The sequence below is a fragment of the Stutzerimonas degradans genome, from assembly GCF_024448505.1.
Lineage (GTDB): Bacteria > Pseudomonadota > Gammaproteobacteria > Pseudomonadales > Pseudomonadaceae > Stutzerimonas > Stutzerimonas degradans.
The window spans coordinates 23,113-47,289 of the sequence record NZ_JAMOHV010000004.1 but is presented as its reverse complement, the minus strand read 5'-3'; the positions used below and the strand labels follow the sequence as shown (position 1 = coordinate 47,289).

The following is a 24,177-nucleotide window of genomic DNA, read 5'->3' as shown; positions in this document are numbered from 1 at the left end:
ATATATCGCGGCCGTCGCGCGCCGGGGGCATTCATCGTGCGCGCCTGGCCTGCTAGTGTGCAGCACTCATCGCCGACCGGAGCCCGCCCATGTCTCTTGCCCAACTCATCAGCGCGCAGCAACTGGCCGAACGCCTGCAGCAGCCGCAACTGCGCATTCTCGACTGCCGTTTCGCGCTGGAGGACCCGGCGTACGGCCGACGCAGCCATGCGCTGAGCCATATTCCGGGGGCGCAGTTCGCCGATCTGGAGCAGGACCTGTCCGGCCCGGTGATCAAGGGTGCGACCGGCCGTCATCCGCTGCCAGACGCCGCGGAACTCGTCACTCGCCTGCGCAGCTGGGGAATCGATAACGACAGCCAGATCGTGCTGTACGACGACGGCCCCGGCGCGTTTGCCGCACGTGCCTGGTGGCTGCTGGCCTGGCTCGGCAAGCGCGAAGATGTGTTCGTGCTTGATGGCGGTTTCAAGGCGTGGAGCGCGGTCAACCTGCCACTCGACACACGGCCAGCCGCGGCACGGAGCGGCAACTTTTCCGGTTCGCCCGACAACAGTCTGATCATCGAGGCGCAGCAGCTGCTCGCCGAACTCGACACGCTCGCCCAACCGCTGCTGGACGCTCGCGCGCTGCCGCGCTTTCGCGGCGAAGTCGAGCCGATCGACCCGGTTGCCGGGCATATCCCGGGGGCAATCTGCGCGCCGTTCACCGACAACCTTGCGGCCGACGGGCGCTTCCTCTGCCCGACGCAGCTGCACGAACGCTTCGCAACCCTGCTGCAAGGCCATACCGGCGAGGTGATCGCCTACTGCGGCTCGGGCGTGACCGCCTGCCACAACCTGTTCGCCTTGAGCTTGGCGGGTTACCCGCTGGGACGACTGTATCCCGGCTCGTGGAGCGAATGGATCACCGACCCCGCGCGACCGTTCGCCTGACGGCGCTATCAGACCGACCAGTCAGGTTCGGAATATTCGGCTTTCGCCCTCAACTCGTGTTTTTTCACGACCGATCGTCGTGTGATTTACGAAAAATTGCACTGTTTCATTTGCGGCTCGTCAGAAAAGATTGCTAGGTTCCGGCGCGTTTTTTCTAAGGAGTACAACAATGAAAACAACATGGTTGAAGACCGCTCTAGCCCTGGCCGTGGGCGCAATGTCCAGCCAGACCATGGCCGCTGGTTTTGCCCTGAACGAACAGAGCATCAGTGGCATGGGCACCTCCTACGCCGGCCGATCATCTTCGGCCGACGACGCCACCACCCTGTTCGGCAACCCGGCCGGCATGTCCCGCCTGACCCGCGAAGAAGTCAGCTTCGGCGCAGCGGCGATCAAAGCGAACACAGATATCGACGACACCAGCAGCTTCCCGGCCACCGGTTCCAATGACGGCGATATGGTGCCCGCGACCGCTGTGCCGATGGGTTACTACGTCAATCCGATCGACGACAAATGGGCGCTGGGCGTCGGCGTCTATGTGCCGTTCGGCCTGGCAACCGATTATGAAAGCGGCTTCCAGGGGCGTTTTTTCGGTGACTACAGTGAGGTTCGCGTAATCACCGTGCAGCCGACCATCAGCTACCGTTTCAACGAAAAGCTGTCGTTCGGCATCGGCCCGACCCTTAACCGCATCGATGGTGAGCTGCAGAGCGCCACACTCAACGGCGGCCGGGTCAAGGTCAAAGGCGATGACACCGCCGTCGGTTTCAATGCAGGCGTGCTGTATGAGTTCACGCCGCACACGCGTATGGGCGTGACCTACCACTCGAAGGTCGAATACACCCTTGAAGGCGACACCAAGCTCAGCGGAGCAGGCTTCGGTCCGTTCGCCGGCAAATACGACGCGTCCCTGGATCTGACCACCCCGGAATCGGTCGACGTCTCCCTGACTCACGAGCTGAATGATCGTTGGACCCTGTACGCAGGCGCCATGTGGACGCGCTGGAGCCGTTTCGAGGCGATCATCATCGAGAACGAGTCGCTTCCGGGCCCGCTGCAAGGCGGCAGTCTGGACCCGATCATCGAAGAGCAGGACTGGCACGACACCTGGTCCTATGCGCTGGGTGCAGCCTTCAAGCTGAACCAGCAATGGACCCTGCGCAGCGGCCTGGCCTTCGATCAGAGCCCGACCAACAACACCCACCGCTCGCCACGCATCCCATCCGGCGACCGTACGGCGGTGAGCTTCGGTGTGGCATGGAATCCGACCGCCGACGTTACCGTCGATCTGGCGTACTCCTACCTGTGGGAAGAGGACACCAAGATTCGCCGTAGCAGCCCCACCCGTGGCGTCTACAACGCCACCTACGAAAACAGCGCCCACGGTTTTGGTGCGTCGTTGAGCTACCGCTTCTGATGCAAAAAAGCCCCGGTCCTGCCGGGGCTTTTCGATTTCAGCGCTGCAGCGCCTGCTCCACCGCTGCCAGCAAACGCGGATCGTCCGGCTTCACTTTGCTGGGAAAGTACGCCACCACCTGGCCGTGGCGGTCTACGACGTACTTGTAGAAATTCCAGCGCGGCGCCACGCCGGCCTGCTCGGCCAGTTGGCGAAACAGCGGTGTGGCATCGCTGCCGCGTACCGGCTGCGTCTGCGTCATGGCGAAGGTCACGCCGTAGTTCACGTAGCACACCTCGGCCGTCTCGGCCTCGTCATCGGACTCCTGAAAGAAATCGTCCGACGGCACGCCCAGTACTTCCAGCCCCTGGCCTTTGTAGCGCTGATAGAGCGCCTCGAGCCCCTTGAACTGAGGCGTGAAACCGCAGTGACTGGCTGTGTTGACGACGACCAGCGCCTTTCCCTGGAACTGCTGGCATAGATCGATGGTTTCCTTCGAGCGCAGCTTGGGCAGTTCATGCTGCAGCAATGCCGGGCATTCACTGGCCAACGCCGGAACAATCGGTGATGCCAATGCAAGCAAGGCGATGAGGGTCAGGGCCTTCATGACTGATCTCCGCAAGGTTGGATGACCACGCTACTCCGCGGCAAATCGCCGGGCAATCGCTCTGCGCGCCCGAGGCCAACAGCAGCCGTGCCCCTTGTGCGACCAAACCGCTCGAGCAGCAGCTAAACATCGCAGGGGCGCTCGCCTGCGCAAAACTGTGCACTACTGCACAGCGACAGAATTGGCAGATGGTACTTTCGCGCGCCTTATTACCAGAGGGACCTGCCGTGAAAACGCTCATCCAGACTGCCGCCCTGGCACTCGCCGCGACCATCGCCTCCAGCACCTTCGCCAACGACGGCGCCGCACCGGTTCACGGCGTTCCATCTCGCACGCTGACCGAGGCCGTCGCCAATTTCTCCGAATACAACCAGCGACTCGAAAAAGCGCTGGCACAGGAACCGACACCGGAACGCCTGCAGGAAATTCACGAGCTGACCTACACGCTGCAAAACGCACTGGAAAAGATCAACGAGGATATGGACGGCCTGACTGACACCCTCGAGGAGATTCACATCAGCTCGGAGGCCCGCCAGGCCGACGAGGTACGGGAGCACGCGACCGAATACCTGAAGACCGCGCGCACCGTCATCAAGTAAGCAGGCAGCATGAAAAAAGCCCGTCGATCTAACGGACTTTTCTCAGGCTCAGCGTTCGGCGTCAGGGGCGACGGGCAGGATGTCGAAGCCGACATCGTTGCCGCTGATAACGCGAAACTCCAGCGTTTGCCCTGCCACGACCCTCGCCAGCTTCTCGCGACGCAGACTCAGCTTGCCGCACAGGCTGTCATCCAGCGGGTCGGTGCCGATACCGACGATACGGGCGCCTGCCGGAACCTGGAAACGTGCCCGTTCACCGACATGGATGCGCGCCGCCAGCTCTCGGTCGATCAGCAGCGCGATGTAACAACCGCCACCGCGCCAGCCGAAATCGCGTGTGACCACTATCTCGCCGGCATTTTCCAATGGTTGCTGGAAGGCCAGGACACGCTCTGCGGGCACCGGCTTGATCTCTTCCGGTTGCGGTTGCCACGACGAGCAGCCCGCCAGAATCAGCAGGCAAGAGACGGTAGACGGCAGGCGCATGGGCGATTCCTCGGCGACACAGCGAAGCGACAAGCCTAGGCCAAGCATTCATCGCCAGCACGCAAAAAGCGCGGCCGCTCTGCGCGTTATCACCTGAAGTCGGGCACGCAACATCAGCCGGGGCCGCTGGAACCATCGTTGCCGAGGATATCGGGATCATCCGGCAGCACTTCGGGCTCCCTATCATCCTTGTCCCGAGGAGACGGCTTGTCGTCGAAATCCGGATCCTCGCTGGGGTTTTTCTCGCCAGCGTTCGTCATCGTCACGTCGGGCTCTTCGTTCGGCTGATCGTCGTTGGGATTCATGGCGTCCTCGGGTCTGCGGGTTTGGCTGTCGATAGCCATTGGAGACGGCAAACCGCGCGACGTTCGACATGCCTCCTGCCGGCGGTCAGAAGGCTGCCGCTTGCGACGTCTCGCCGACCAGGACTAAAGCTCTGCAGGCGGCAGTCTGCTGGCCGCCGAATTGCGCACCCAGGTCGATCGTTTCCGCGCCTGAGGGCTGACCAGGCAACCCACCCGTGACGCCGGGCTGCACCGGCGCCGCGGGGCTTCACCGAAACGTGCGACCACGCTTCCGATTGCACTGCCCTGGCGGCTCCACCACACTGGCCGCTCACACCCAACCGCAGTCGGAGATTCCATGCAGACACTCACCCCCCAATCCCGCGCGGCCATTCTCGAAAACCCGGACGCCCTGGAATGCACCCTGTACCGCCCCGACGAATACGACGAGGAAGCGGAAGAACAGGACCTCGGCGACGCGCGCATCATCATCAGCGGCCCCTTCGAAGCACCCGCCGAATGGGACGCCAAGGACCGTGACGACTACTTCGACGGCACCGCGCCAGAAGCCTTTGTCGTCGCGCGCATCGCCTGCGAAGCCGCACCCGACTCCGGCGCCTACTTCACCGTTGTGCCCGGCGACTATGCGGCCGTCATCGAGCAGCCGGGCAAAGTCTCGATGTTCTATGTCTGGGACTGCCTGAGCGACGCCGAAGGCCAGTACGTTCTGATCCGCGAGGAAGAAGAACAGCTCTGATCGCACCGCGTCATTTCGGTGGCTGTTCATAGCGACATCCACCCTACGGTTTCACAACGGACCGTAGGGTGGGCTTCAGCCCACTCATGCATCGCAACGCAGCCGGCGGACCGAAGCCGTTCTAAAGCCGGCACACCCATCTGCTATCGATACCGACCGCGCATCCCTGCTTCACTGTCCATTGCACACCTGCCCACCATCAACGACGAGGAATCCCATGCGTTTGTTGATCAGCGCCTGGCAATCGCCGGTTTCGCGCATGAAGCTGGTCGCCGGCCTGCTGCTGCTGTTGGCCGCCCTGCTCTACGTCATCGCGACCCGCTTCGAGGCCGCGCACCCCGCCTGGGGCTACCTCGCCTCGTTCGCCGAGGCAGCAATGGTCGGCGCAATCGCCGACTGGTTCGCCGTCACTGCGCTGTTTCGCCGCCCGCTCGGCCTACCGATCCCGCACACGGCGATCATTCCGCGCAGCAAGACGCGCATCGGGCAGAGCCTGTCGGGCTTCATTACCACGCATTTCCTCGCCACGCCGCTGGTGCTGGCCAAGCTGCAGGAACTGGACCTCGCCGCGCGCCTGGCGGGTTGGCTGCGCCACCCGGCGAATGCCGAAGCGGTCGGTCGCCAGCTCACCGGCATCGCGCATTTCGGTCTCGCCGCGCTGCATGACGAGCGCGTGCGCACCTTCGTCGAGGCCAAGGTCATCGGCCGCGTTCGCAAGTTCGACCTCGCCCCGCCGCTGGCCCAGGCGCTGCGCGTGCTGACCGGCCAGGGCCGGCATCAGGCGATGCTCGACGAGCTGCTGCTGCGTCTGGATTCGATCATGCAGGACGAGGACACCCGCACGCTGGTGGCCGACGCCATCAGCCGGGAGATCCGCACGCTGCGCTATCTGGGCCTGAGCCGGCCGGTCAGCGGTTGGTCAGCCAACAAGTTCGTCGACGGCCTGTCCGCGCTGATCGCCGAGATCGCCGTCGACCCGGAACATCTGATCCGCCAACGCTTCGACGAGCACGTCGGCGAATACATCGAGCGCCTCGAACAGGATCCGGATTACGCGCTGGAAGTCGAACGCATCCTCGCGCAGCTGCTGGACCACCCGGCCACCAGCGCCTATTTCCGCGACCTCTGGACAGAGCTGACGCAATGGCTGGAAAGCGACCTGGCCAGCACCGACTCGCGCATCGGCCGGCGCATCGTCGCGCTGTGCCGCGGCCTGGGCGACGGTTTGGCGGCCGACCAGGCCATGCGCAACTGGATCAACGAACAACTGCTGGCCGCCGCACCCGGCCTGCTGGAACGCTATCGCGGGCAGATCGGCGCCTACATCGCCGAGCGCGTGGAGAATTGGGAAAGCCGCGAACTGGTCGAGCAGCTGGAGCAGAGCGTCGGCAAGGACCTGCAGTACATCCGCATCAACGGCACGCTGGTCGGCGGGCTGGTCGGACTGCTGCTACATGCGCTGACGCAGCTCGTCGCCGGTTGATGCTCAGGCGCTGCGCAGCCGCGCGCTGATCTGGCTGGCGCTGGTTGCACCGGCGAGGCGCTCGTCGCAGCGCAGCGTCGCCGGCGTACCGCTCAGGTACCACAGGCGGTTGGCCAGCTCGTCCGCATCGCGCGGATCGTGGGTCACGCAGATCATCGCCGTGTCGGGATGCTGATCCAGCAGACGGGTGATCAGCTGGCGCAGCTCGCCGGCGCGCTCAGCGTCCAGCGAGGCGAAGGGTTCGTCGAGCAGTAGCAGGTCGGGTTTGATCGCCAGGCTGCGCGCCAGCGCCGCGCGGCGCGCCATGCCCAGCGACAGCTGCTCCGGCAGGCAATCGCCAGCGCTGGCAAGCCCCACCTCGGCCAGCAGCCGCTCGCTGTCCGCCGCACTCGCGCTGACCATTGCAAGGTTCTGCCGCACCGTGCGCCAGGGCAGCAGGCGATGTTCCTGGAACAGATAGCCGACGCGCAGCCCCGCCCGGCGCTGGATCTGCGAGCTGAGCTGCGGATCGAGACCGGCAATGGCGTTGAGCAGCGTGGTCTTGCCGACACCGGATGGGCCGAGCAGACAGATGCGGTCGCCGGCGCGCACCTCGGCCTCGATCACGCCGAGTACCGGATGGCCAACGCCGGGGCCGTCCAAGCGTAGATCAAGCATGACGCACGCCCGCTTCGCGCCAGGCCGAGGCGCGCCGGTCCAACGGTTGCAGCAGCGCCAGCTCGATCAGCTGCACCACGGCGATGAAGGCCAGGCTGTAGGCGAGGATGCTGGCCACGTCGAATACCTGGAAGGCCATGTGCAGCTGAAAGCCGATACCATCCGAACGCCCAAGCAGCTCCACCACCAGCACAATCTTCCAGATCAGCGCCAGCCCGCCGCGCGTCGCCGCCATCAGGTAGGGAAACAGCTGCGGCAGCCAGACATCGACGACCCGCTGCCAGCGGCTGAAGCCATAGACCCGCGCCATCTGTTCAAGCTTGGGATCGAGGCTGCGCGCGCCTTCGCGCACCGTCACCGCCACGTTCGGCACCTTATTGACCACCACCGCCAGCACCGCCGCCGCCTCCTCCAGGCCGAACCAGACATACAGCAGGATGATGGTGACCAGCGCCGGCAGGTTGAGAAACAGCACCAGCACCGGATTGAGCAACGCATTGGCCAGCCGCGAACGGCCCATCCACACGCCGAGCAGCGTGCCCAGCGTCATCGCCAGGGCGAAGCTGAACAGCACACGGCGCAGGGTCACCAGCAGGTGTTCGGGCAGCTCGCCGCTCTGCACGGCCTGCCAGAACGTTTCGAGCACCGCCGCCGGACTCGGCAGCAAGGGCGTCTGCACCACCAGCGCCACCACCGCCCAAAGCGCCAGCAGCACCGGCAGGGCGATCCAGCACGCCCAGCGCGAGCCGTTCATGGGGCGCTCTGGAACGCCGCAGCAGGCATCAGTCTCGCCGGATCGGCACCGGTCAGCACCAGCAGTCGCTGCAGGTCGGCGAGACGCGCCGCATCCAATGGCTGTGGAATGCCTTCGACGAAGCTGTCACGCAAGGCGGCGAACACCGAGTCGTTCTCGGCGCGCATCAGCGGACGCAGCGCCTGCCAGTGTTGCGGCTCGCGGGCCAGTTCGTCCTTGGTCTGGCGCAGGGCGCGGGCGAAGCGCTGCAGCAGGTCTTCGTTGCTCTGCGCCCAGGGCTCGGGGAACAGATAGCCGAGTACCGGCAAGTGCGCATCGAGTTCAAGCGCCTTCAACAGATCGGCCAGGCCGAATGCGCGCTGCACCCCGCCCTCGCCGCGCATGCGCGCGGAGAAATGCCAGAAGGTCAGCAGCGCGTCCAGCTGACCGCGGCGCAGTGCCTGGCCGAGCAGCGGTGGCGCGGCGTACTGCACCTGCGCCTCCCGCGCCAGGTCGATACCCTGCCTTGCGGCCGCCTGCTGCAACAACCGCCAGCCGAGCCCATCGGGGCCGCCGGCAACGCCGAGGCGCTTGCCGCGCAGGTCCGCCAGCTGGCGAATGGCACTGCCGGTGGGCACCAGCACTTCGCCGATCTGCGCGGAAAACGGCAGGTAGCGGTAGGCCGCGCCGGCTTGGTAGCGCGCCTGCGCCCAGAGCAGGTCGCTTACCGCACCGTCGGCACTGCCACTGGACAGCGCCAGCCGCGAGGCGGGCACATCAGCCACCAGCCGCACCCGCAGCTCGAAGCCATTGGCGCGGTCCAGTTGCTGGCGCTTGAGGTGCTCCAGCTCCCAGTGCGGTGTGCCGAACTGCAGCACGCTGAGGGTCAGCACGGGCAGTTCCTGCGCCTGCGCGCACAATGGCAGCAGCACCAGCATCAGGCGCAACAGGGAACGGATGAGGACGGGCAATGAAGGCATCATGCCCGCAGGTTACGAAGCCACCTGTGGCGCACGAATTGTACTTTGGTGCCTGTTGCCTGCTGCGATGGTCGCGGCGCGCCACGACTCGCCGCATGACTCAGGCCAGCGCGGCGATGCGTTGCTGCAGACGCGCCTGCAGTTTTTCCAGCTCGGCCGGATCGGCTTTGCCCGCGGCGTGGATGCCCAGCCCCTCGCCGGCGTAACGCGGGACGATGTGCATGTGGATGTGGAACACCGTCTGCCCGGCCGGTGCGCCGTTGAACTGCGCGACCTGCACGCCGTCCGGCTGCAGCTCGGCGACGATCGCGCGGGTCAGCTTCTGCACCGCGCGCATCACCGCAGCCAGCGCATCGCTGTCAACGTCGAGGATGTTGCACGCCGCCGAGCGCTTGGGGATCACCAGCGTGTGGCCGAAGGATTGTGGGAACAGATCGAGGAAGGCGAGCACTTCGTCATCCTCGTAGAGCTTGTAGCAGGGCGCGTCGCCGCGGATGATCTGGGCGAAAATGTTCTGCGGGTCGTAACTGGCGGTCAGGGACACCGGACTTCTCCAGGCTGAGGACGAACGCAGACCATAGCCGGAGCCCGCGGCCAGGCCAAGCGTCGCCGCGGCCGTCGGCCCGATCTTCCACTCAGCCAAGGAGCCGCGCATGCAACTGGCCAGAATCGAACACCTGCTCGTCGGCAAGGCCGTCCCCTATACCCGCCCGGGCAGCCACAGCGCCATCGCCAAGCAGCCGGTGGCCGGGCCGCTGGCGGTCGGTGTCGAGGGGCTGGCCGGCGACGAACAGGGTGATCGCCGCGTGCATGGCGGCATCCACAAGGCCGTGCATCACTATCCTTACGAGCACTACCAACGCTGGATCGAGCAGCTCGGCCGGCTGCCGGTGCTCGATCAGCCCGGTGCGTTCGGCGAGAACATCAGCACCCGCGGGCTCAGCGAGGCCGATCTATGCCTGGGCGACGTGCTGCGCTGCGGCGACGTGTTGCTGCAGGTGGCGCAGTCGCGCCAGCCATGCTGGAAGCTCAACGATCGTTTCGGCGTCACCGACATGGCGCTACGCGTGCAGCAGAGCGGCATGACCGGCTGGTATTACCAAGTGCTGGAGCCCGGCGAGCTGCAGGCCGGACAGAGCCTGATGCTGGAGCAGCGCCCCTACCCGCGCTGGTCGCTGACCAGGGTGATGGACGTGCTCTACCGCCACACCCTCGACCACACCGCCCTGCAGGAGCTGGCCGAGCTGCCGCTGGTGCCGAACTGGCGCAAGCTGGTGGAGCGGAGGCTGGAGGTCAACGCGGTGGAAGACTGGAGCAAGCGCCTGTACGGCGCGCCAGACGCCTGAGCGGCCCGGCGCGAGCTGGCACGGCGCTGGTTACAGGCTCATCACGTCGACGAAGCGCGGTGTGGCGCTGTCGTCGATGCGCAGGCTCTTGAAGTCGAACAGGTTGCGGTCGGCTAGCTGCGAGGGCACCACGTTCTGCAGCGCGCGGAACATGATCTCGGTGCGCCCCGGCGACTTGCGCTCCCACTCCTGCAGCATCTCCTTGACCACCTGGCGCTGCAGGTTTTCCTGCGAGCCGCAGAGGTTGCAGGGGATGATCGGGAACTCCTTCATCTTCGAGTAGGCCTCGATATCCGCCTCGTTGCAGTAGGCCAGCGGACGGATCACCACGTTGCGGCCATCATCGGAGAGCAGCTTGGGCGGCATGGCCTTGAGCGTGCCGCCGTAGAACATGTTGAGGAAGAAGGTTTCCAGGATGTCGTCGCGATGATGCCCGAGCGCCATCTTGGTCGCCCCGATCTCGTCGGCGAAGGTGTACAGCGTGCCGCGACGCAGGCGCGAGCACAGCGAACAGGTGGTCTTGCCCTCCGGGATCTTCTCCTTGACCACCGAGTAGGTGTCTTTCTCGATGATGTGGTACTCGATGCCGAGGCCCTTCAGGTATTCGGGCAAGACGTGTTCGGGGAAGCCCGGCTGCTTCTGATCCATGTTCACCGCGACGACCTCGAACTTGATCGGCGCGACCTTCTGCAGATACAGCAGCACGTCGAGCATGGTGTAACTGTCCTTGCCGCCGGACAGGCAGACCATGACCTTGTCGCCGTCCTCGATCATGTTGAAGTCGGTGACGGCCTCGCCGGCCAGGCGGCGCAGGCGCTTCTGCAGTTTGTTCTGGTTGACCGAAAGGGTGCCCATGCTGGAAATCCGGAGGAATGCGAAAGCCGCGCATTTTACGCGCAAAGCGCGTGCGGCCCCAGCCCATCCGGCAGGCGCGACGCTGTGAAGCGCCGCAGCCTTGGCCGGTGATGCGCTGTGCTAGGCTGCGCGCATGGACGACCTCTCCCCCGCGATGGACCTGCCGGCACAACTGCTCATCCTGCTGCGCGAGCAACCGCAAGGCTTCAGCGAATTCGAGCTGATCCAGCAGCTCAAGCGGCGCCATTGCACGCACATTCCCAACCTGCCGCTGACCGACAAGCTGGTGCTGTTCCGCACCCACTTCCTGCTGTTCAACGCGCTCTATCAATTGCGCGACCAGCTCTGGCAGGACGCCGGCGGGCATCTGCACATCACGGCGCTATGCATCCAACTGCATCCCTACGACGCCGGCACCTGCGCGCTGGTCGAAGAAGACCCGCTGCGCGCCTACTACCTGGACCTGAGCAACCTGCGCGACACCGACGAGCCCGCCGTCGAGCGTCTGCTGGCCAGCTTCTGGACGCGCATGCAGGGCGGCGAGGACAAGCGCGCGGCGCTGGAGCTGTTCGAGCTGGATCGTCTCGCCCAGCCGCTGGACATGCACATCATCAAGCAGCGCTATCGCCAGCTGGTGAGCCAACATCACCCCGACCGCGGCGGTAGCACGCAGCGTTTGCAATCGATCAACCTGGCGCTGGAAATTCTGCAGCGCTATTACCGCTGACCACCTAGCTTCGATTCGCTCTAACCAAGCGCCTGCATCCGCGGCACGCCTCCCTATACTGCGGCATAAGGTCGCACGCTGCCGTCGCTCGGACGAATTGCCAGGCGCCGCGGCCGACCCATAGCAGAGGAGACGCTGGCATGATCAATCACGTGTGGGGCCTGTTCACCCATCCCGGCCAGGAATGGCGTGAGATCCGCGGCGAGAATGAATCCATCGGCCGCATGTACCTGGGGCATGTGCTGCTGTTGGCAGCCATTCCAGCGATATCCGCCTTCATCGGCGCCACTCAGGTCGGCTGGAGCATCGGCGGCGGCGAGCCGGTCAAGCTGACCGAAGCGAGCTGTCTGCAGCTGGCGATCCTCTCCTACCTCGCCATGCTCGCGGGCGTCGCGGTCATGGGCGGCTTCATCCACTGGATGGCGCGCACCTACGATGCCAGTCCGACGCTCAGCCAATGCATCGCCTTCGCCGCCTACACCGCAACGCCGCTGTTCATCGGCGGTCTGGCGGGGCTGTACCCGCATGTCTGGCTGTTCATGCTGGTGGGCACCGCGGCGATCTGCTACACCGCCTACCTGCTATACGTCGGCTTGCCGAAGTTCATGAACATCCCGGAGGACGAGGGCTTCATGTTCTCCAGCTCGGTGCTGGCCGTCGGGCTGGTGGTGCTGGTGGCGATCATCGCGATCTCGGTGATCACCTGGGGCATGGGCTTCGGGCCGGTCTACGTGCGCTGAGTCTTCAGCAGCATCCGACAGGGGCCGCCGTTGGGCGGCCCTTGCATGTCTGGTGGCGAAACCCTTGCCGCATCCGCCGCTCTACATCTGTAACGCGACCGCGCCCGCTACGACGGCCGGCCTCTCCCGCCCGCAGATGGAGACTCGGTATGACCCCGCACCTGTTCACCTTGCTGACCCGCCCCGACAAGGCGTGGACCGACATCCGGCGCGACGAAGCCAGTAACAGTTCCCACTACCTGCTGCACCTGCTGCTGTTCGCCCTGCTGCCGGCGGTCTGCATGTTCATCGGCACGCGCTTCGTCGGCTGGAGCCTGGTCGAGGACGAGCGCATCCGCCTGGATACGCGCAGCGCGCTGCAACTGAGCGTGGTGATCTACCTCAGCATCATCCTCGGCACCTTTGTCATGGGCTGGTTTCTGCGCTGGATGTCGCGCTCGTTCGAGGCACGACCGACATTCAATCAGTGTGTCGGCTTCACCGCCTACGTCATCACGCCGTTCTTCCTCGCCGGCCTCGGCGCGCTGTATCCGACGCGCTGGCTCGCGCTGGTCGTGCTGATTGCTGCGGGGCTCTATTCGACCTATCTGCTGCTGGTCGGGCTGCCGACGTTCATGCGCCTCGACAGCCGCAACAGCTTTCTCTATGCCGCCAGCGCCTGGGGTGTCGGCCTGCTGGTGCTGGTCAACATCAAGATTCCGATGATCCTGTTCTGGATGCTGGTACTCGACCCGAACTACGAGCGCAATCTGGTACAGGACCAGAGCTACGGCACGCAGGAGGAACGTCCGCGCCAGGAGCCGCCGGGCCTGCAGCGCTGAAGCCGGCTTTGGCATAATGCGCCACCCGCGGTGGAGCCCCCATGCCCGAACGACTCAATGCCCGTGTCGAAGCCTGCTACCAGCAGTCCGAGGCCTTCTTCAAGCAACGCTTCGAACGCCCGCAGGTGAGCTTCCGCCTGCGCGGGCAGAAGGCCGGCGTGGCGCACCTGCAGGAAAACCTGCTGCGCTTCAATCCGCAGCTGTACCGGGAGAACAGCGAGCACTTTCTCAGGCAGACCGTTGCCCACGAAGTCGCCCACCTGATCGCCCACCGCGTCTTCGGCCCGCACATCCAGCCACATGGCGCGGAATGGCGGCTGATCATGCAGGGCGTCTACGAACTGCCGCCGGAGCGCTGCCACAGCTACGCGATCACCCGACGCCAGCGCACCCTGTACCTGTATCGCTGCGCCTGCACGGAGCGCGATTTCCCCTTCACCGCGCGACGTCATGCGCTGGTGCGCAAGGGCCGTCGCTACCTCTGCCGCAGTTGCCGGACGACGCTGGTCTTCACCGGCCAACAACGCGTCGAGTAACGGCGCAGCGCCGCTCGGGCGACCGTCCCCTGCGCGTCCCGTCCGAAAATGCATTACCGAATGTAACCGTGGCCGCGCGCACCGCGGCACGCGAATCCGTGAAAACCCATCGCCCCTGCGTCGAAAAGTCGCAACATTGCGCTGTCAGAATTAATCTGCGCGCCCGCCGCCGTTCATGCGGCGGAGCGTGCGTCGCACGCTAATCGGATGAACGCCGATTGCCATCCGGAGGTCACTGACTAGACTGCCCTGCACGTCGGTTCGGAGTACGAAAATGACAACAACACCCGATACGCCTGACTCGTCGCCCTCGCAGAAGCGCGATGAAACCCGCCTGTTCATCTTCCTCATCGTCTTCCTGTTTCCCCTGCTGAGCATCGCGCTGGTCAGCGGGTACGGCTTCATCGTCTGGATTTCGCAGATGTTCTTCGGTCCGCCGGGACCGGCCTGACAGCCGCCGCGCTAGCCTTGTTTTTCACCGGGGCCCCGCGTCCTGTAGCCCTCGATCAGCCGGAACATTACCGATGGATCACACCCTGCATATCGCCAGCCTGCTGGTGCATTGCCGCCCCGAATTGCTGCCGGCGGTGAAGGCCAACCTGCGCCGTCTGCCGAACCTCGAACTGCATCAGGAAAGCACCGCCGGAAAGCTGGTGGTGGTGCTCGAATCCGAGCATGAACGCCACATCCTGAACGCCATCGACCAGATCCAGCAGCTGCCGGGCGTGCTCAACGCCGCGCTGATCTACCACGAAGAACTTCTCGGCCTCGAAGGAGAAGCCTGAATGAGCATGACCCGTCGTCAATTCGCCAAGGCCAACGCGGCAGCCATCGCCGCCACCGTCGCCGGCATGCCGATCGCCACCAGCGCGGCCAACCTCATCACCGAGGCGGACGCCACCAACCTGAACTGGAACAAGGCGCCCTGCCGCTTCTGCGGCACCGGCTGCAGCGTGATGGTGGCCACCCGCGAGAACCGCGTGGTGGCCACCCACGGCGACGTCAAGGCCGAGGTCAACCGCGGCATCAACTGCGTCAAGGGCTACTTCCTGTCGAAGATCATGTACGGCAGCGACCGCCTGACCCAGCCCCTGCTGCGCATGAAGGACGGCAAGTTCGACAAGCAGGGCGAGTTCCAGCCGATCAGCTGGGAGCAGGCGTTCGACATCATGGAGGAGAAGTACAAGGCCGCGCTCAAGGCCGGCGGCCCTGAAGCCATCGGCATGTTTGGCTCCGGCCAGTGGACGATCTGGGAAGGCTACGCCGCCAACAAGCTAATGAAGGCAGGCTTCCGTTCCAACAACATCGACCCCAACGCGCGGCACTGCATGGCTTCGGCGGCGTTCGGCTTCATGCGCACCTTCGGCATGGACGAACCGATGGGCTGCTACGACGACATCGAAGTGGCCGACGCCTTCGTGCTCTGGGGCTCGAACATGGCCGAGATGCACCCGGTGCTGTGGACGCGCGTCACCGATCGGCGCCTGAGCGCGCCGCATGTGAAGGTCGCGGTGATGTCGACCTTCGAGCATCGCAGCTTCGAGCTGGCCGACATTCCGATGGTGTTCAACCCGCAGACGGATCTGGTGATCCTCAACTACATCGCCAACCACATCATCCAGAGCGGCGCGGTGAACAAGGACTTCATCGACAAGCACACCCGCTTCGCCAAAGGCGCACAGAACATCGGCTACGGCCTGCGCCCCACCGACCCGCGCGAACTGAAGGCGGAGAACGCCAAGGTCGCCAACACCTGGAGCGACATCAGCTTCGAGGACTACGCCGAGTTCCTCAAACCCTACACCCTGGAACACGCGGCTCAGGAGTCCGGCGTTCCGGCCGAGCGCCTGCGCGCGCTGGCCGAGCTGTACGCCGACCCGAAGACCAAGGTCATGTCGTTCTGGACGATGGGCTTCAACCAGCACACCCGCGGTGTCTGGGCGAACAACATGATCTACAACATCCACCTGCTCACCGGGAAAATCAGCGAGCCGGGCAACAGCCCCTTCTCGCTCACCGGCCAGCCTTCGGCGTGCGGCACCGCGCGCGAGGTCGGCACCTTCTCCCATCGCCTGCCGGCGGACATGGCGGTGACCAACCCGAAGCACCGCGCCACCGCCGAGAAGATCTGGAAGCTGCCCGACGGCACCATCCAGGAAAAGCCCGGCTTCCACGCCGTCGAGCAAAGCCGCATGCTCAAGGACGGCAAGCTCAAGGTGTACTGGACGCAGGTCACCAACAACATCCAGGCCGGCCCCAACCTGATGCAGGAAACCCTGCCGGGCTGGCGCAATCCCGAGACCTTCGTCATCGTCTCCGACGTCTACCCGACCGTCTCGGCGCAGGCCGCCGACCTGATCCTGCCGAGTGCCATGTGGGTGGAAAAAGAAGGCGCCTACGGCAACGCCGAACGGCGCACGCAGTTCTGGCATCAGCTGGTGGATGCACCCGGCGAGGCGCGCTCGGACCTCTGGCAGCTGGTGGAATTCTCCAAGCGCTTCAGCGTCGACGAGGTCTGGCCCACAGAACTGCTGGCCAAGGCACCGGAACTCAAGGGCAAGACGCTGTTCGACGTGCTGTTCAAGAACGGCAAAGTCGACCGCTTCCCCGCCGCCGATATCGCCACGGGCTTTCGCAACCGCGAGGCCGAGGCCTTCGGCTTCTACCTGCAGAAGGGCCTGTTCGAGGAATACGCCGAGTTCGGTCGCGGCCACGGTCATGATCTGGCGCCGTTCGACACCTATCACGAGGAACGCGGCCTGCGCTGGCCGGTCGTCGACGGCAAGGAAACCCGCTGGCGCTATCGCGAAGGCCACGACCCCTACGTCGAGAAAGGCAGCGGCGTGCAGTTCTACGGCTACCCGGACAAGAAGGCGATCATCTTCGCTCTGCCCTACGAGGTACCGGCCGAGGTGCCCGACGCCGACTATCCGTTCTGGCTCAGCACCGGCCGCGTGCTGGAACACTGGCACACCGGCAGCATGACCCAGCGGGTCGACGAACTGCACCGTGCGGTGCCCGATGCGCTCGTCTACATGCACCCCGAGGACGCGCGCAAGCTCAACGCGCGGCGCGGCAGCGTGGTGAAAGTGATCAGCCGACGCGGCGAGATGCAGGCGCGGGTGGAAACCCGCGGACGTAACAAACCGCCGCAGGGGCTGATCTTCGTGCCGTTCTTCGACGCCAACAAACTGATCAACAAAGTCACCCTCGACGCCACCGACCCGATCTCCAAGCAGACCGATTACAAGAAATGCGCCGTCAAGATCGAAGTGGTCAGCATCGCCTGAGGAGAGCCGCCATGAAATTTCGTCTACTGCCGCTGAGCCTGCTCGCGGTATTCGGCCTGGCCATCGCCGCCGAAACCAACTATCCGCTGGACGCCCCGGCGCCGGACGGGCGTCGTCCCGGCGGCACCCTGACTCAGGAGTTCACCCCGCCGCCCTTGCACGACGAGGAGAACAAGGACCTGCGCCGCGAGCGCAACTACCCGGAGCAGCCACCGACCATCCCGCACACCATCCGCGGCTATCACGTCGACAAGAACGCCAACAAATGCCTGTCCTGCCACAGCCGGGAGAACAGCGCGCGCACCCAGTCGCCGATGATCAGCATCACCCACTACACCGACCGCGACGCCCAGACCCTGGCCGCCGTGGCGCCCCGGCGCTACTTCTGCACGCAGTGCCACGTACCGCAGCAGGACGTGAAGCCGCTGGTGGAGAACGAGTTCAAGAACATCGACGAACTGCTGTACCGGGAAACCTCGCAACCCGGCAACACACCGTGAGGGCCCGCCGATGAAGTCGATACTGCCGTTTCTCAAGCGTTACTGGACCGTCCTGCGCCGCCCGAGCGTGCATTACAGCCTGGGCGCGCTGGTGCTGGGCGGGTTCATCGCCGGCATCGTGTTCTGGGGCGGCTTCAACACCGCGCTGGAAGCCACCAACACCGAGGCCTTCTGCATCTCCTGTCACGAGATGGAGGACAACGTCTACGTGGAGATCAAGGACACCATTCACTACAGCAACCGCTCCGGGGTGCGCGCGACCTGTCCGGACTGCCACGTCCCACATGAATGGACCGACAAGATCGCGCGCAAAATGCAGGCTTCCAAAGAGGTCTGGGGCAAGATCTTCGGCACCATCAGCACCCGCGAGAAGTTCCTCGACAAGCGCCGCGAGCTGGCCGAGCACGAGTGGGCGCGGCTGAAGGCCAACGATTCGCTGGAGTGCCGCAACTGCCACGACTTCGACTACATGGACTTCACCCGCCAGAGCCCACGCGCCGCCAAGTTCCACTCCACCGCGCTGGCCAGCGGCGAGGCCACCTGCATCGACTGCCACAAGGGCATCGCCCACAAGCTGCCGGACATGCACGGCGTACCGGGCTGGTAAGCACACGGCGTGCAGGTTCCAGGCTACGGCCTGGTGCCTGCCGAACCGTTGCGCCCGCAGTCAGTCCAACAGCCGCTATTCTTGTGACACACCACTCATTGCCCGTCCGCTCGCCCGTCAAGGAGTCCCCGATGCGCCATTGCCTGTTCGGCCTGCTCATGGTCGCCAGCCTCACCGCCAACGCCGCGGTCCAGACCCAGGAAATCCCCTACACCGCCGCCGACGGCACGCAGATGAAGGGCTACTTCGCCTATGACGACGCCATTGACGGCCCGCGCCCGGGCATCGTGGTCGTGCATGAATGGTGGGGGCTCAACGATTACGCCAAGCGCCGCGCGCGCGATCTCGCCGAACTCGGCTACAGCGCCCTGGCCATCGACATGTACGGTGAGGGCAAGAACACCGAACACCCCAAGGATGCGATGGCCTTCATGCAGACCGCACTGAAGGACGCCGACGCCGCCCGGAACCGCTTCGTCGCCGGGCTCGACCTGCTCAAGGCACAACCGCAGACCGATACCGCCAAGCTCGGCGCCATCGGCTACTGCTTCGGCGGCAAGGTGGTGCTGGACATGGCGCGCCAAGGCGTACCGCTGGAAGGCGTGGTCAGCTTCCACGGTGCGCTCGCCACCCAGACGCGCGCCGTCCCGGGCAGCATCAAGGCGCGCGTGCTGGTCGAGCATGGCAGCGAGGACAGCATGATCAGCACCGATGACATCGCCGCACTGAACGTGGAGATGGTCAAGGCCGGCGCCGACTACCAGTTCGTCAACCTGCCCGGCGCCAAGCACGGCTTCAGCAACCCGGCTGCCGACACGCACCAGAAGGACGGCCTCGACGTGGCCTACCAGAAGGCCGCGGACGAACGCTCCTGGGCGGACATGCAGCGCTTCTTCGAACAGACCTTCGGTACCGCGCAAACCACCGCAGCGCAATGACTCCGCCCGCCCCACCGCCCGGCGCGGCGGGGCGACGTGGTAGCATGGCCGCCTGATTCTCTTGCCGATCCCGAGTCATGGCCGAACACGACTTCCGCTACACCCTGCTCAATCCCGCGCACACCCTCACCGAATGCCGCGCCCTGGCGCCGGGCCGCTACCAGGTCACCGGCAACGGCGGCTCGATCCGCAGTGGCGACGTCCTGATCGTCACGCTCAAGGGCAGCCGCGATCTGTCGCAACGTCTGACCGTGGACAAGGTCCGCCACCTGATCAGCCCGCCCGGGCAATGGGTAGCGGTCTGCCACGGCCCGGTGTTCCGCGAGCTGGCGATCCTCAACTGGCAGGTCGATTGCGACGGCTGCGGCAAACGCCTCGACTTCGAATTCGCCGTGGACGCCGCGCTCGGCGAGTCGGCGCGCGCACCGGCGGCGCAGGCGCGCATCGTCGAGCTCGGTTGGCGCGAACGGGACGGCAGCCATTTCTGCCCGAACTGCCAGGAGGCCAGATGAACGTTTCGCACACCCTGACCGCTACCCTGCTCGCCGTAGGTCTCGCGGGCTGCGCCGTCGAGCCCTTGAAGTTGCAGAAGGACGTCACCTACATCGCCGAATGGATCGGCGACGACCCGGTGATCGGTCGTACGCCCGTCTCGCTCACGCTCAGCGACGGTCGTGCGTACGGCAATGCCGGCTGCAACCACTGGTTCGGCAGTTATGAACTCGACGGCCAGCAGATTCGCTTCAGCAACCTGGGTAGCACGCGCAAGCTATGCGCCGAAGAGATCATGGAGCAGGAACAGCACTTCCTCGACATCCTCTCGCGGGTGGAACGCTGGGACGTCTCCAACATCGACCAGTTGCGCCTGTGGCCCAGTGACGGCACCGCAGTACGTTTCTGGCCCGAGCAAGGCTGAGTTGCGCCAAAACCGCGCAGATCAGCCGATCTGCGCACCACCCTCGCGCGCGAACGCATCCGCGTCGACCTGACACGCCCTGAACGCCCGCGCCACGCCGCTCATCACGGGCTGGCACAGACTGTGCAAAAACGTCCTCAGACAGTTTCGGGGACCTCGGTACAGGCAGGCCGGGCAATCCCCCCTTTGATTCGCCGCCGCGGCCGCAATGACGGTCAGAACAGTTTCAACTGTTCGAAGCCCGCGCGCAGATCGATCAGCCGCACCCCGACGCCGATCAGGCGAACCGGCCGCGCACCGCGGGCGAATGCGCCGGCGAGCAGATCGGCGTAATCCTCCAGCGCCAGGCCGGCGCCGGCCTGCTCCAGGGTGGTCTGGGTGAAGTCGTGGAACTTGAGTTTGACGAACGGTTTACCCGGCCGGTAACCGCTGTCCAGCCGCGCCATCCGCCGCTCGAGCTGCGCCAGCAGTTCCGGCAGCTGCGCGCGGCAGGCGGCGAGATCCGGCAGGTCCTGATCGTAGGTTTGCTCGACGCTGACCGATTGCCGTCGGCTTTCCACCTGCACGGGGCGTTCATCGACTCCCCGAGCGAGGTTCCACAGCCGCTCACCGAAGGCGCCGAACTCACGCACCAGCTGCAGCTTGTCCCAGGCAAGCAGATCGCCGCAGCTGCGGATACCGAGTCGGCCGAGCTTTTCGGCGGTTACACGGCCGACGCCATGCAGGCGATTGACCGGCAGCTCCCTGACGAAATCCTCCACCTCGCCCGGCGTGATCACGAACAGCCCATCGGGCTTGTTCCACTCGCTGGCGATCTTGGCGAGGAACTTGTTCGGCGCCACACCGGCCGAGACGGTGATCCGCAGCTGCTGCCAGACCCGACGGCGGATGTCTTGGGCAATGCGCGTGGCACTGCCGGAAAAGTGCTCGCAGGCCGATACGTCGAGATACGCCTCGTCCAGCGACAGCGGCTCGATCAGGTCGGTATAGGTACGAAAGATCGTATGGATTTCCCGCGAGGCTTCCCGGTAGGCATCCATCCGCGGGCGCAGGATGAGCAGGTCGGGACAGAGCTTGAGCGCATGCACCGAAGCCATCGCCGAACGCACACCGTAGGCGCGCGCTTCGTAGTTGCAGGTCGCGATGACTCCCCGCCGATCAGCGGCACCGCCGACCGCCAGCGGCCGATTGGCCAACGCCGGGTCGTCGCGCATCTCGATCGCGGCATAGAAGCAGTCGCAATCGATATGGATGATCTTTCTTTGACGGGTAAGCGGTTGATTTTTCAATGGATTCATCAGGGCTTACGGGTTTAGTACCCGCTCTGATACCCGCTTTTTTATTCACTGCGAAACAGTAGGTATCCGACTAACAAGCCCAAGAACATAGGCGCCGACTACCTCCGGCGCCATCAACTATACCCTCAAGACCAGCGCCTCTCCAGCTGGCACTGCTGCTCACCCTTCGCGCCGTGGGCCATCGCTGACACGCGCCTGATCTGATAGCAGTCGCGTACTTCCAGCGCAAAATGCTACTAGCAGAGCGAGCACCTCGACGGACCGAATCAAGACAGCCCGAAAAAGGGAGCTTTTCCCTACCAAGGCAAAAGTTGTACCGGCGATGAATGGCCGCTATCGGCCAAAAGCGGTCATCTAGCATCTACGAAACCGGAGGCGATTCAGAATTCTGCTGTGCGCTCACCAGAACTTGGTCGACAGTTGCTCGGAGCGCAAGAAGTTGCGCTGGAGGTGGCAAGGCGGATCGACTGGAGGTCGACTTGAATGCGCTTGCCGAGCACGGCGGTTACAGGCCGCTCTTGATCCGCTCGCCGAGGATGAAGGCTTTATTCATATCGGGCGCGACCACAACGGGCAGCAGGTTCAAACTACCTTCGGGATAGTTTCCACCACCGCCGGCACCATATTCGACCACCAGAGTAACCTGGTAGCGCTCACCGACTCCCTTCTCGCGCAGAGGACTGCCATCCGGCCCTTGCACGATCCAGGCGGTCATCGGTATCTCGGGGTCTTGGTGGGGCTGAAAGCGGCTTTGCATGCTTCCCGATCCGATAAAGACGATGGGCTCGCCTTCACCCTCATAGAGGTAACGACCCTCGATTTGCGCCGGGAGCGTTGCACCGACGCTGTAGCTCTGGCCATTGACCGTCTTGATGAGTCCGCCATCTTTCGCGGGTGCAGCCTCGGCGACAGGCTTCTCGGGCTTGGCGGTTGGAGCCTCGTCTTCCTGCTCTTCGACAACGCTTTGCGCACGCCCCGAAGCCTGCTGGCGCTCAATCTGCGCCAACATGGCCGCCGCCATGGCATTGGCCTCGCTCTCGATGCCCATCTCGCGCATCAGTGCTTGGTTCTGCGCCATCAGGGCTGCCACCTGGGCGTCCTGCGCGGAGCTATCGCCGCTCGATAAACTGGACGTTTGGCTGGATTGCACGGATGGACTTACCGGCGGTTGTGCTCGGGCCTGGACGAGTGTGGCGGCCAGGCTGGCACTGGATTGAGCAGCGTTGGCGCTGGCTGCCTGGTTGGCCGCTGTCAGTCCCTGACTCAAACCCTGCATTACGGCACCTAATAATTGCGCGTTCTCGGCGCTGTTTGCGGCGTCTTGCCGTGCTTTTGCTTGATCGAAGGAAGTCCGCTCGGCCTGAGTCACCGCCCACAGTGCATTGCCTGCTGCTCCCTGTTCGACCACCAAGCCATAATCGAGCCTGCCATTGCTCTCCACCTTCAGCACCTGATGGTCTTCAGTGAGGGTGAAACGGTAGGCCTTGCGCTTTGGTGCATCGATCATCGCTTCGTAGGTGTTGCCGTAGCCTTCGCGCAGGTTTACGAATGTGTAGTAGCAGCCGTAGAAACTGTAGATATCGCAATCGAGGCCCACTACAACGCTTTCACCTTTGCGCGCTGGCAGACGGTAGAGGTCATAGCGCGTTCGCATGATCGAGGTTTTCTGACTGTTGTCATCCAGCTTGCCGATGATCTTTTGCCCCAGCACCAACGGCTTCACGCCCGCGTCGGTAGGGGGCTGAGGCGTTGCGACGCCCGGTACCTCAGCCACGGCTGGGTCCGGACCACCCGGCACGGATTCGACCGGATAGGGCGTCGAGTAGATGACATTCGACAGCGAGCCATTCACCCACTGCATATTCTGCACAAGCATCTCGCCACGCGATGACAGGCGAATCCGGTAAGGAAATTCACCCGCTCGCGGCGTAACCGCTTTAAACACCACTGAGCCATCCGATTCGATCGTGCCGAGCCACGGCGTGCCATTGAAGTCCATATTCAGTTCGCCGGGCTTGCTGCCCGGGCGAATAGTCCGGCTCCATTTCACATCCGGCCCAACGATTGCGCCCTCTAAGAACAAGCTGGTCTCAATGATGGCTTTACCGGGCTCGCTCCAGCGCACCTCAAAACCCGGAAAACCACCGGTTGCTGGGGCGTAGCGATGCCCAACGAGGCGGGAATAGACCCCCCATACCTCCGGGTTGGCCTGCGGGTCGACGGTGAAGCTGGGCGGAGGCGTCTGTGGGCCGAGGTGTTGCGGATCAACCGCTGAGGCGACGCAACCGAAAAGGGCGGACTGAAGAACAACTAAGGCAGCAAAGGCTGTGATGGCGCGCATCATCCAGACCCCAATGAAGAAGATGGCAGAACGCTATTAAAACTACATGAGATCTGTCTAGTGGAGCAGGGCGGCTTAAAAGCTGCTCTCATCGTGGGTGGCAGCTCCTGGCCGACGGCAGCCACAACGCTATTCCACCATGTCCTTAAAGCTCGCCCGGTAGTCGGTGGGCTTGAGGTGGACACGCTGGGCCAGGTCGCCGGTGAGAGTAAACAGCATGTCGAAGCCAGCGCTGGCTCCTTGGGCGTCGGAAACGCAATCAACGGTGAGCGCGCGGGCTGTGGATCCGGCTATCACACGGCCGACCGTGGCGTTAAAGGGTGACCCTGCGCCAAAAGCGCACTTGAT

28 protein-coding genes are annotated in these 24,177 nt (G+C 64.4%); 18 read left to right on the top strand and 10 right to left on the bottom strand.

Annotation, left to right across the window (positions count from 1 at the left end; all coding sequences use genetic code 11):
• Positions 1 to 89: 89 nt before the first annotated feature.
• Both NAV27_RS07475 and NAV27_RS07470 read left to right on the top strand, forming a co-directional pair.
• Entirely contained in the window at positions 90 to 932 is an 843-nt protein-coding gene (locus tag NAV27_RS07475) for a sulfurtransferase (protein WP_102828816.1), read from the top strand.
• 169 nt (positions 933 to 1,101) lie between these two features.
• Positions 1,102 to 2,349 (top strand): OmpP1/FadL family transporter, encoded by a 1,248-nt coding sequence (locus NAV27_RS07470; RefSeq protein WP_102828815.1) that lies wholly within the window; start codon positions 1,102 to 1,104, stop codon positions 2,347 to 2,349.
• A 37-nt stretch (positions 2,350 to 2,386) separates the two neighbouring features.
• On the opposite strand, the gene NAV27_RS07465 is transcribed toward NAV27_RS07470, so the two are convergent.
• Entirely contained in the window at positions 2,387 to 2,935 is a 549-nt protein-coding gene (locus NAV27_RS07465; RefSeq protein ID WP_102828814.1) for a glutathione peroxidase, read from the bottom strand.
• A 227-nt stretch (positions 2,936 to 3,162) separates the two neighbouring features.
• Here NAV27_RS07465 and NAV27_RS07460 point away from each other — a divergent pair, with 227 nt between their 5' ends.
• Positions 3,163 to 3,534 carry a DUF6746 family protein gene (locus tag NAV27_RS07460; protein WP_102828813.1) on the top strand — a complete coding sequence of 124 codons (372 nt, stop codon included), beginning with the start codon at positions 3,163 to 3,165 and terminating at the stop codon, positions 3,532 to 3,534.
• Positions 3,535 to 3,582: 48 nt separating this feature from the next.
• Here NAV27_RS07460 and NAV27_RS07455 read toward each other — a convergent pair whose 3' ends face one another.
• Together NAV27_RS07455 and NAV27_RS07450 are read right to left on the bottom strand one after the other, a co-directional pair.
• Positions 3,583 to 4,020 (bottom strand): 3-isopropylmalate dehydratase, encoded by a 438-nt coding sequence (locus NAV27_RS07455; protein WP_102828812.1) that lies wholly within the window; start codon positions 4,018 to 4,020, stop codon positions 3,583 to 3,585.
• 113 nt (positions 4,021 to 4,133) lie between these two features.
• The gene (locus NAV27_RS07450; protein WP_102828959.1) at positions 4,134 to 4,325 is read right to left on the bottom strand and encodes a hypothetical protein; all 192 of its coding nucleotides are present in this window, start codon (positions 4,323 to 4,325) and stop codon (positions 4,134 to 4,136) included.
• Positions 4,326 to 4,662: 337 nt separating this feature from the next.
• Here NAV27_RS07450 and NAV27_RS07445 point away from each other — a divergent pair, with 337 nt between their 5' ends.
• Positions 4,663 to 5,061, top strand: coding sequence for a hypothetical protein (locus tag NAV27_RS07445; protein ID WP_008569921.1), 399 nt, complete (start codon positions 4,663 to 4,665; stop codon positions 5,059 to 5,061).
• A 217-nt stretch (positions 5,062 to 5,278) separates the two neighbouring features.
• Entirely contained in the window at positions 5,279 to 6,544 is a 1,266-nt protein-coding gene (locus NAV27_RS07440) for a DUF445 domain-containing protein (protein WP_102828811.1), read from the top strand.
• A 3-nt stretch (positions 6,545 to 6,547) separates the two neighbouring features.
• On the opposite strand, the gene NAV27_RS07435 is transcribed toward NAV27_RS07440, so the two are convergent.
• From NAV27_RS07435 to NAV27_RS07420, 4 genes are all read right to left on the bottom strand, one after another.
• On the bottom strand, positions 6,548 to 7,201 hold the full coding sequence (locus tag NAV27_RS07435; RefSeq protein ID WP_102828810.1) for an ABC transporter ATP-binding protein: 654 nt from the start codon (positions 7,199 to 7,201) through the stop codon (positions 6,548 to 6,550).
• Positions 7,194 to 7,955, bottom strand: a complete 762-nt coding sequence (locus NAV27_RS07430; protein ID WP_102828809.1) for an ABC transporter permease — start codon at positions 7,953 to 7,955, stop codon at positions 7,194 to 7,196. Before NAV27_RS07430 ends, NAV27_RS07435 begins: the two co-directional genes overlap by 8 nt.
• Positions 7,952 to 8,917 (bottom strand): ABC transporter substrate-binding protein, encoded by a 966-nt coding sequence (locus tag NAV27_RS07425; RefSeq protein WP_180981432.1) that lies wholly within the window; start codon positions 8,915 to 8,917, stop codon positions 7,952 to 7,954. The genes NAV27_RS07430 and NAV27_RS07425 overlap by 4 nt, the downstream gene beginning before the upstream one ends.
• A gap of 97 nt (positions 8,918 to 9,014) precedes the next feature.
• Complete coding sequence (locus NAV27_RS07420; protein WP_102828807.1) at positions 9,015 to 9,458, bottom strand: HIT family protein; 444 nt, start codon at positions 9,456 to 9,458, stop codon at positions 9,015 to 9,017.
• 109 nt (positions 9,459 to 9,567) lie between these two features.
• Between NAV27_RS07420 and NAV27_RS07415 the strand changes: the two genes are divergently transcribed.
• Positions 9,568 to 10,260, top strand: coding sequence for an MOSC domain-containing protein (locus NAV27_RS07415; protein ID WP_054095150.1), 693 nt, complete (start codon positions 9,568 to 9,570; stop codon positions 10,258 to 10,260).
• A 30-nt stretch (positions 10,261 to 10,290) separates the two neighbouring features.
• Here NAV27_RS07415 and ttcA read toward each other — a convergent pair whose 3' ends face one another.
• Complete coding sequence (gene ttcA, locus NAV27_RS07410; protein ID WP_008569930.1) at positions 10,291 to 11,115, bottom strand: tRNA 2-thiocytidine(32) synthetase TtcA; 825 nt, start codon at positions 11,113 to 11,115, stop codon at positions 10,291 to 10,293.
• A 133-nt stretch (positions 11,116 to 11,248) separates the two neighbouring features.
• Here ttcA and NAV27_RS07405 point away from each other — a divergent pair, with 133 nt between their 5' ends.
• The 12 genes from NAV27_RS07405 to NAV27_RS07350 all read left to right on the top strand — a co-directional run bounded on the left by NAV27_RS07405 (position 11,249) and on the right by NAV27_RS07350 (position 20,190).
• Positions 11,249 to 11,842: a DNA-J related domain-containing protein gene (locus tag NAV27_RS07405; protein WP_054095151.1), complete on the top strand. Its 594-nt coding sequence runs from the start codon at positions 11,249 to 11,251 to the stop codon at positions 11,840 to 11,842.
• A gap of 140 nt (positions 11,843 to 11,982) precedes the next feature.
• Complete coding sequence (locus NAV27_RS07400; protein WP_008570765.1) at positions 11,983 to 12,582, top strand: Yip1 family protein; 600 nt, start codon at positions 11,983 to 11,985, stop codon at positions 12,580 to 12,582.
• Between the two features lie 149 nt (positions 12,583 to 12,731).
• Positions 12,732 to 13,403 carry a Yip1 family protein gene (locus NAV27_RS07395; RefSeq protein ID WP_102828806.1) on the top strand — a complete coding sequence of 224 codons (672 nt, stop codon included), beginning with the start codon at positions 12,732 to 12,734 and terminating at the stop codon, positions 13,401 to 13,403.
• A 41-nt stretch (positions 13,404 to 13,444) separates the two neighbouring features.
• A complete protein-coding gene (locus NAV27_RS07390; protein ID WP_102828805.1) occupies positions 13,445 to 13,939 on the top strand; it encodes a SprT family zinc-dependent metalloprotease in 495 nt (164 codons plus the stop codon).
• 274 nt (positions 13,940 to 14,213) lie between these two features.
• Entirely contained in the window at positions 14,214 to 14,390 is a 177-nt protein-coding gene (napE, locus tag NAV27_RS07385) for a periplasmic nitrate reductase, NapE protein (RefSeq protein ID WP_008569939.1), read from the top strand.
• 73 nt (positions 14,391 to 14,463) lie between these two features.
• Complete coding sequence (locus tag NAV27_RS07380; protein WP_102828804.1) at positions 14,464 to 14,724, top strand: chaperone NapD; 261 nt, start codon at positions 14,464 to 14,466, stop codon at positions 14,722 to 14,724.
• Complete coding sequence (gene napA, locus NAV27_RS07375; protein ID WP_102828803.1) at positions 14,725 to 17,229, top strand: nitrate reductase catalytic subunit NapA; 2,505 nt, start codon at positions 14,725 to 14,727, stop codon at positions 17,227 to 17,229.
• Positions 17,230 to 17,240: 11 nt separating this feature from the next.
• Positions 17,241 to 17,729: a nitrate reductase cytochrome c-type subunit gene (locus NAV27_RS07370; RefSeq protein ID WP_043299184.1), complete on the top strand. Its 489-nt coding sequence runs from the start codon at positions 17,241 to 17,243 to the stop codon at positions 17,727 to 17,729.
• Between the two features lie 10 nt (positions 17,730 to 17,739).
• Positions 17,740 to 18,336, top strand: coding sequence for a cytochrome c3 family protein (locus NAV27_RS07365; RefSeq protein ID WP_054095156.1), 597 nt, complete (start codon positions 17,740 to 17,742; stop codon positions 18,334 to 18,336).
• 131 nt (positions 18,337 to 18,467) lie between these two features.
• Positions 18,468 to 19,274: a dienelactone hydrolase family protein gene (locus NAV27_RS07360; RefSeq protein WP_102828802.1), complete on the top strand. Its 807-nt coding sequence runs from the start codon at positions 18,468 to 18,470 to the stop codon at positions 19,272 to 19,274.
• 77 nt (positions 19,275 to 19,351) lie between these two features.
• Positions 19,352 to 19,786 carry a hypothetical protein gene (locus tag NAV27_RS07355; protein WP_102828801.1) on the top strand — a complete coding sequence of 145 codons (435 nt, stop codon included), beginning with the start codon at positions 19,352 to 19,354 and terminating at the stop codon, positions 19,784 to 19,786.
• Positions 19,783 to 20,190 carry an META domain-containing protein gene (locus NAV27_RS07350; protein WP_008569946.1) on the top strand — a complete coding sequence of 136 codons (408 nt, stop codon included), beginning with the start codon at positions 19,783 to 19,785 and terminating at the stop codon, positions 20,188 to 20,190. The genes NAV27_RS07355 and NAV27_RS07350 overlap by 4 nt, the downstream gene beginning before the upstream one ends.
• A gap of 215 nt (positions 20,191 to 20,405) precedes the next feature.
• Here the strand turns inward: NAV27_RS07350 and dinB are convergent, their stop codons facing one another.
• Positions 20,406 to 21,488: a DNA polymerase IV gene (dinB, locus tag NAV27_RS07345; RefSeq protein WP_102828800.1), complete on the bottom strand. Its 1,083-nt coding sequence runs from the start codon at positions 21,486 to 21,488 to the stop codon at positions 20,406 to 20,408.
• Positions 21,489 to 21,993: 505 nt separating this feature from the next.
• The gene (locus NAV27_RS07340) at positions 21,994 to 23,832 is read right to left on the bottom strand and encodes a hypothetical protein (RefSeq protein WP_146029396.1); all 1,839 of its coding nucleotides are present in this window, start codon (positions 23,830 to 23,832) and stop codon (positions 21,994 to 21,996) included.
• Positions 23,833 to 24,177: the final 345 nt, after the last annotated feature.

Excerpts from the sequence above, each read along its gene's own strand:
- NAV27_RS07440 (WP_102828811.1), top strand. The coding sequence starts at position 5,279 with ATGCGTTTGTTGATCAGCGCCTGGCAATCGCCGGTTTCGCGCATGAAG.
- NAV27_RS07350 (WP_008569946.1), top strand. The coding sequence starts at position 19,783 with ATGAACGTTTCGCACACCCTGACCGCTACCCTGCTCGCCGTAGGTCTC.
- NAV27_RS07355 (WP_102828801.1), top strand. The coding sequence starts at position 19,352 with ATGGCCGAACACGACTTCCGCTACACCCTGCTCAATCCCGCGCACACC.
- dinB (WP_102828800.1), bottom strand. The coding sequence starts at position 21,488 with ATGAATCCATTGAAAAATCAACCGCTTACCCGTCAAAGAAAGATCATC.
- napA (WP_102828803.1), top strand. The coding sequence starts at position 14,725 with ATGAGCATGACCCGTCGTCAATTCGCCAAGGCCAACGCGGCAGCCATC.
- NAV27_RS07430 (WP_102828809.1), bottom strand. The coding sequence starts at position 7,955 with ATGAACGGCTCGCGCTGGGCGTGCTGGATCGCCCTGCCGGTGCTGCTG.
- NAV27_RS07340 (WP_146029396.1), bottom strand. The coding sequence starts at position 23,832 with ATGATGCGCGCCATCACAGCCTTTGCTGCCTTAGTTGTTCTTCAGTCC.
- NAV27_RS07425 (WP_180981432.1), bottom strand. The coding sequence starts at position 8,917 with ATGATGCCTTCATTGCCCGTCCTCATCCGTTCCCTGTTGCGCCTGATG.
- NAV27_RS07455 (WP_102828812.1), bottom strand. The coding sequence starts at position 4,020 with ATGCGCCTGCCGTCTACCGTCTCTTGCCTGCTGATTCTGGCGGGCTGC.
- NAV27_RS07380 (WP_102828804.1), top strand. The coding sequence starts at position 14,464 with ATGGATCACACCCTGCATATCGCCAGCCTGCTGGTGCATTGCCGCCCC.
- NAV27_RS07365 (WP_054095156.1), top strand. The coding sequence starts at position 17,740 with ATGAAGTCGATACTGCCGTTTCTCAAGCGTTACTGGACCGTCCTGCGC.
- NAV27_RS07360 (WP_102828802.1), top strand. The coding sequence starts at position 18,468 with ATGCGCCATTGCCTGTTCGGCCTGCTCATGGTCGCCAGCCTCACCGCC.
- NAV27_RS07450 (WP_102828959.1), bottom strand. The coding sequence starts at position 4,325 with ATGAATCCCAACGACGATCAGCCGAACGAAGAGCCCGACGTGACGATG.
- NAV27_RS07445 (WP_008569921.1), top strand. The coding sequence starts at position 4,663 with ATGCAGACACTCACCCCCCAATCCCGCGCGGCCATTCTCGAAAACCCG.
- NAV27_RS07395 (WP_102828806.1), top strand. The coding sequence starts at position 12,732 with ATGACCCCGCACCTGTTCACCTTGCTGACCCGCCCCGACAAGGCGTGG.
- napE (WP_008569939.1), top strand. The coding sequence starts at position 14,214 with ATGACAACAACACCCGATACGCCTGACTCGTCGCCCTCGCAGAAGCGC.
- NAV27_RS07390 (WP_102828805.1), top strand. The coding sequence starts at position 13,445 with ATGCCCGAACGACTCAATGCCCGTGTCGAAGCCTGCTACCAGCAGTCC.
- NAV27_RS07470 (WP_102828815.1), top strand. The coding sequence starts at position 1,102 with ATGAAAACAACATGGTTGAAGACCGCTCTAGCCCTGGCCGTGGGCGCA.
- NAV27_RS07475 (WP_102828816.1), top strand. The coding sequence starts at position 90 with ATGTCTCTTGCCCAACTCATCAGCGCGCAGCAACTGGCCGAACGCCTG.
- NAV27_RS07415 (WP_054095150.1), top strand. The coding sequence starts at position 9,568 with ATGCAACTGGCCAGAATCGAACACCTGCTCGTCGGCAAGGCCGTCCCC.
- NAV27_RS07465 (WP_102828814.1), bottom strand. The coding sequence starts at position 2,935 with ATGAAGGCCCTGACCCTCATCGCCTTGCTTGCATTGGCATCACCGATT.
- NAV27_RS07405 (WP_054095151.1), top strand. The coding sequence starts at position 11,249 with ATGGACGACCTCTCCCCCGCGATGGACCTGCCGGCACAACTGCTCATC.
- ttcA (WP_008569930.1), bottom strand. The coding sequence starts at position 11,115 with ATGGGCACCCTTTCGGTCAACCAGAACAAACTGCAGAAGCGCCTGCGC.
- NAV27_RS07435 (WP_102828810.1), bottom strand. The coding sequence starts at position 7,201 with ATGCTTGATCTACGCTTGGACGGCCCCGGCGTTGGCCATCCGGTACTC.
- NAV27_RS07370 (WP_043299184.1), top strand. The coding sequence starts at position 17,241 with ATGAAATTTCGTCTACTGCCGCTGAGCCTGCTCGCGGTATTCGGCCTG.
- NAV27_RS07400 (WP_008570765.1), top strand. The coding sequence starts at position 11,983 with ATGATCAATCACGTGTGGGGCCTGTTCACCCATCCCGGCCAGGAATGG.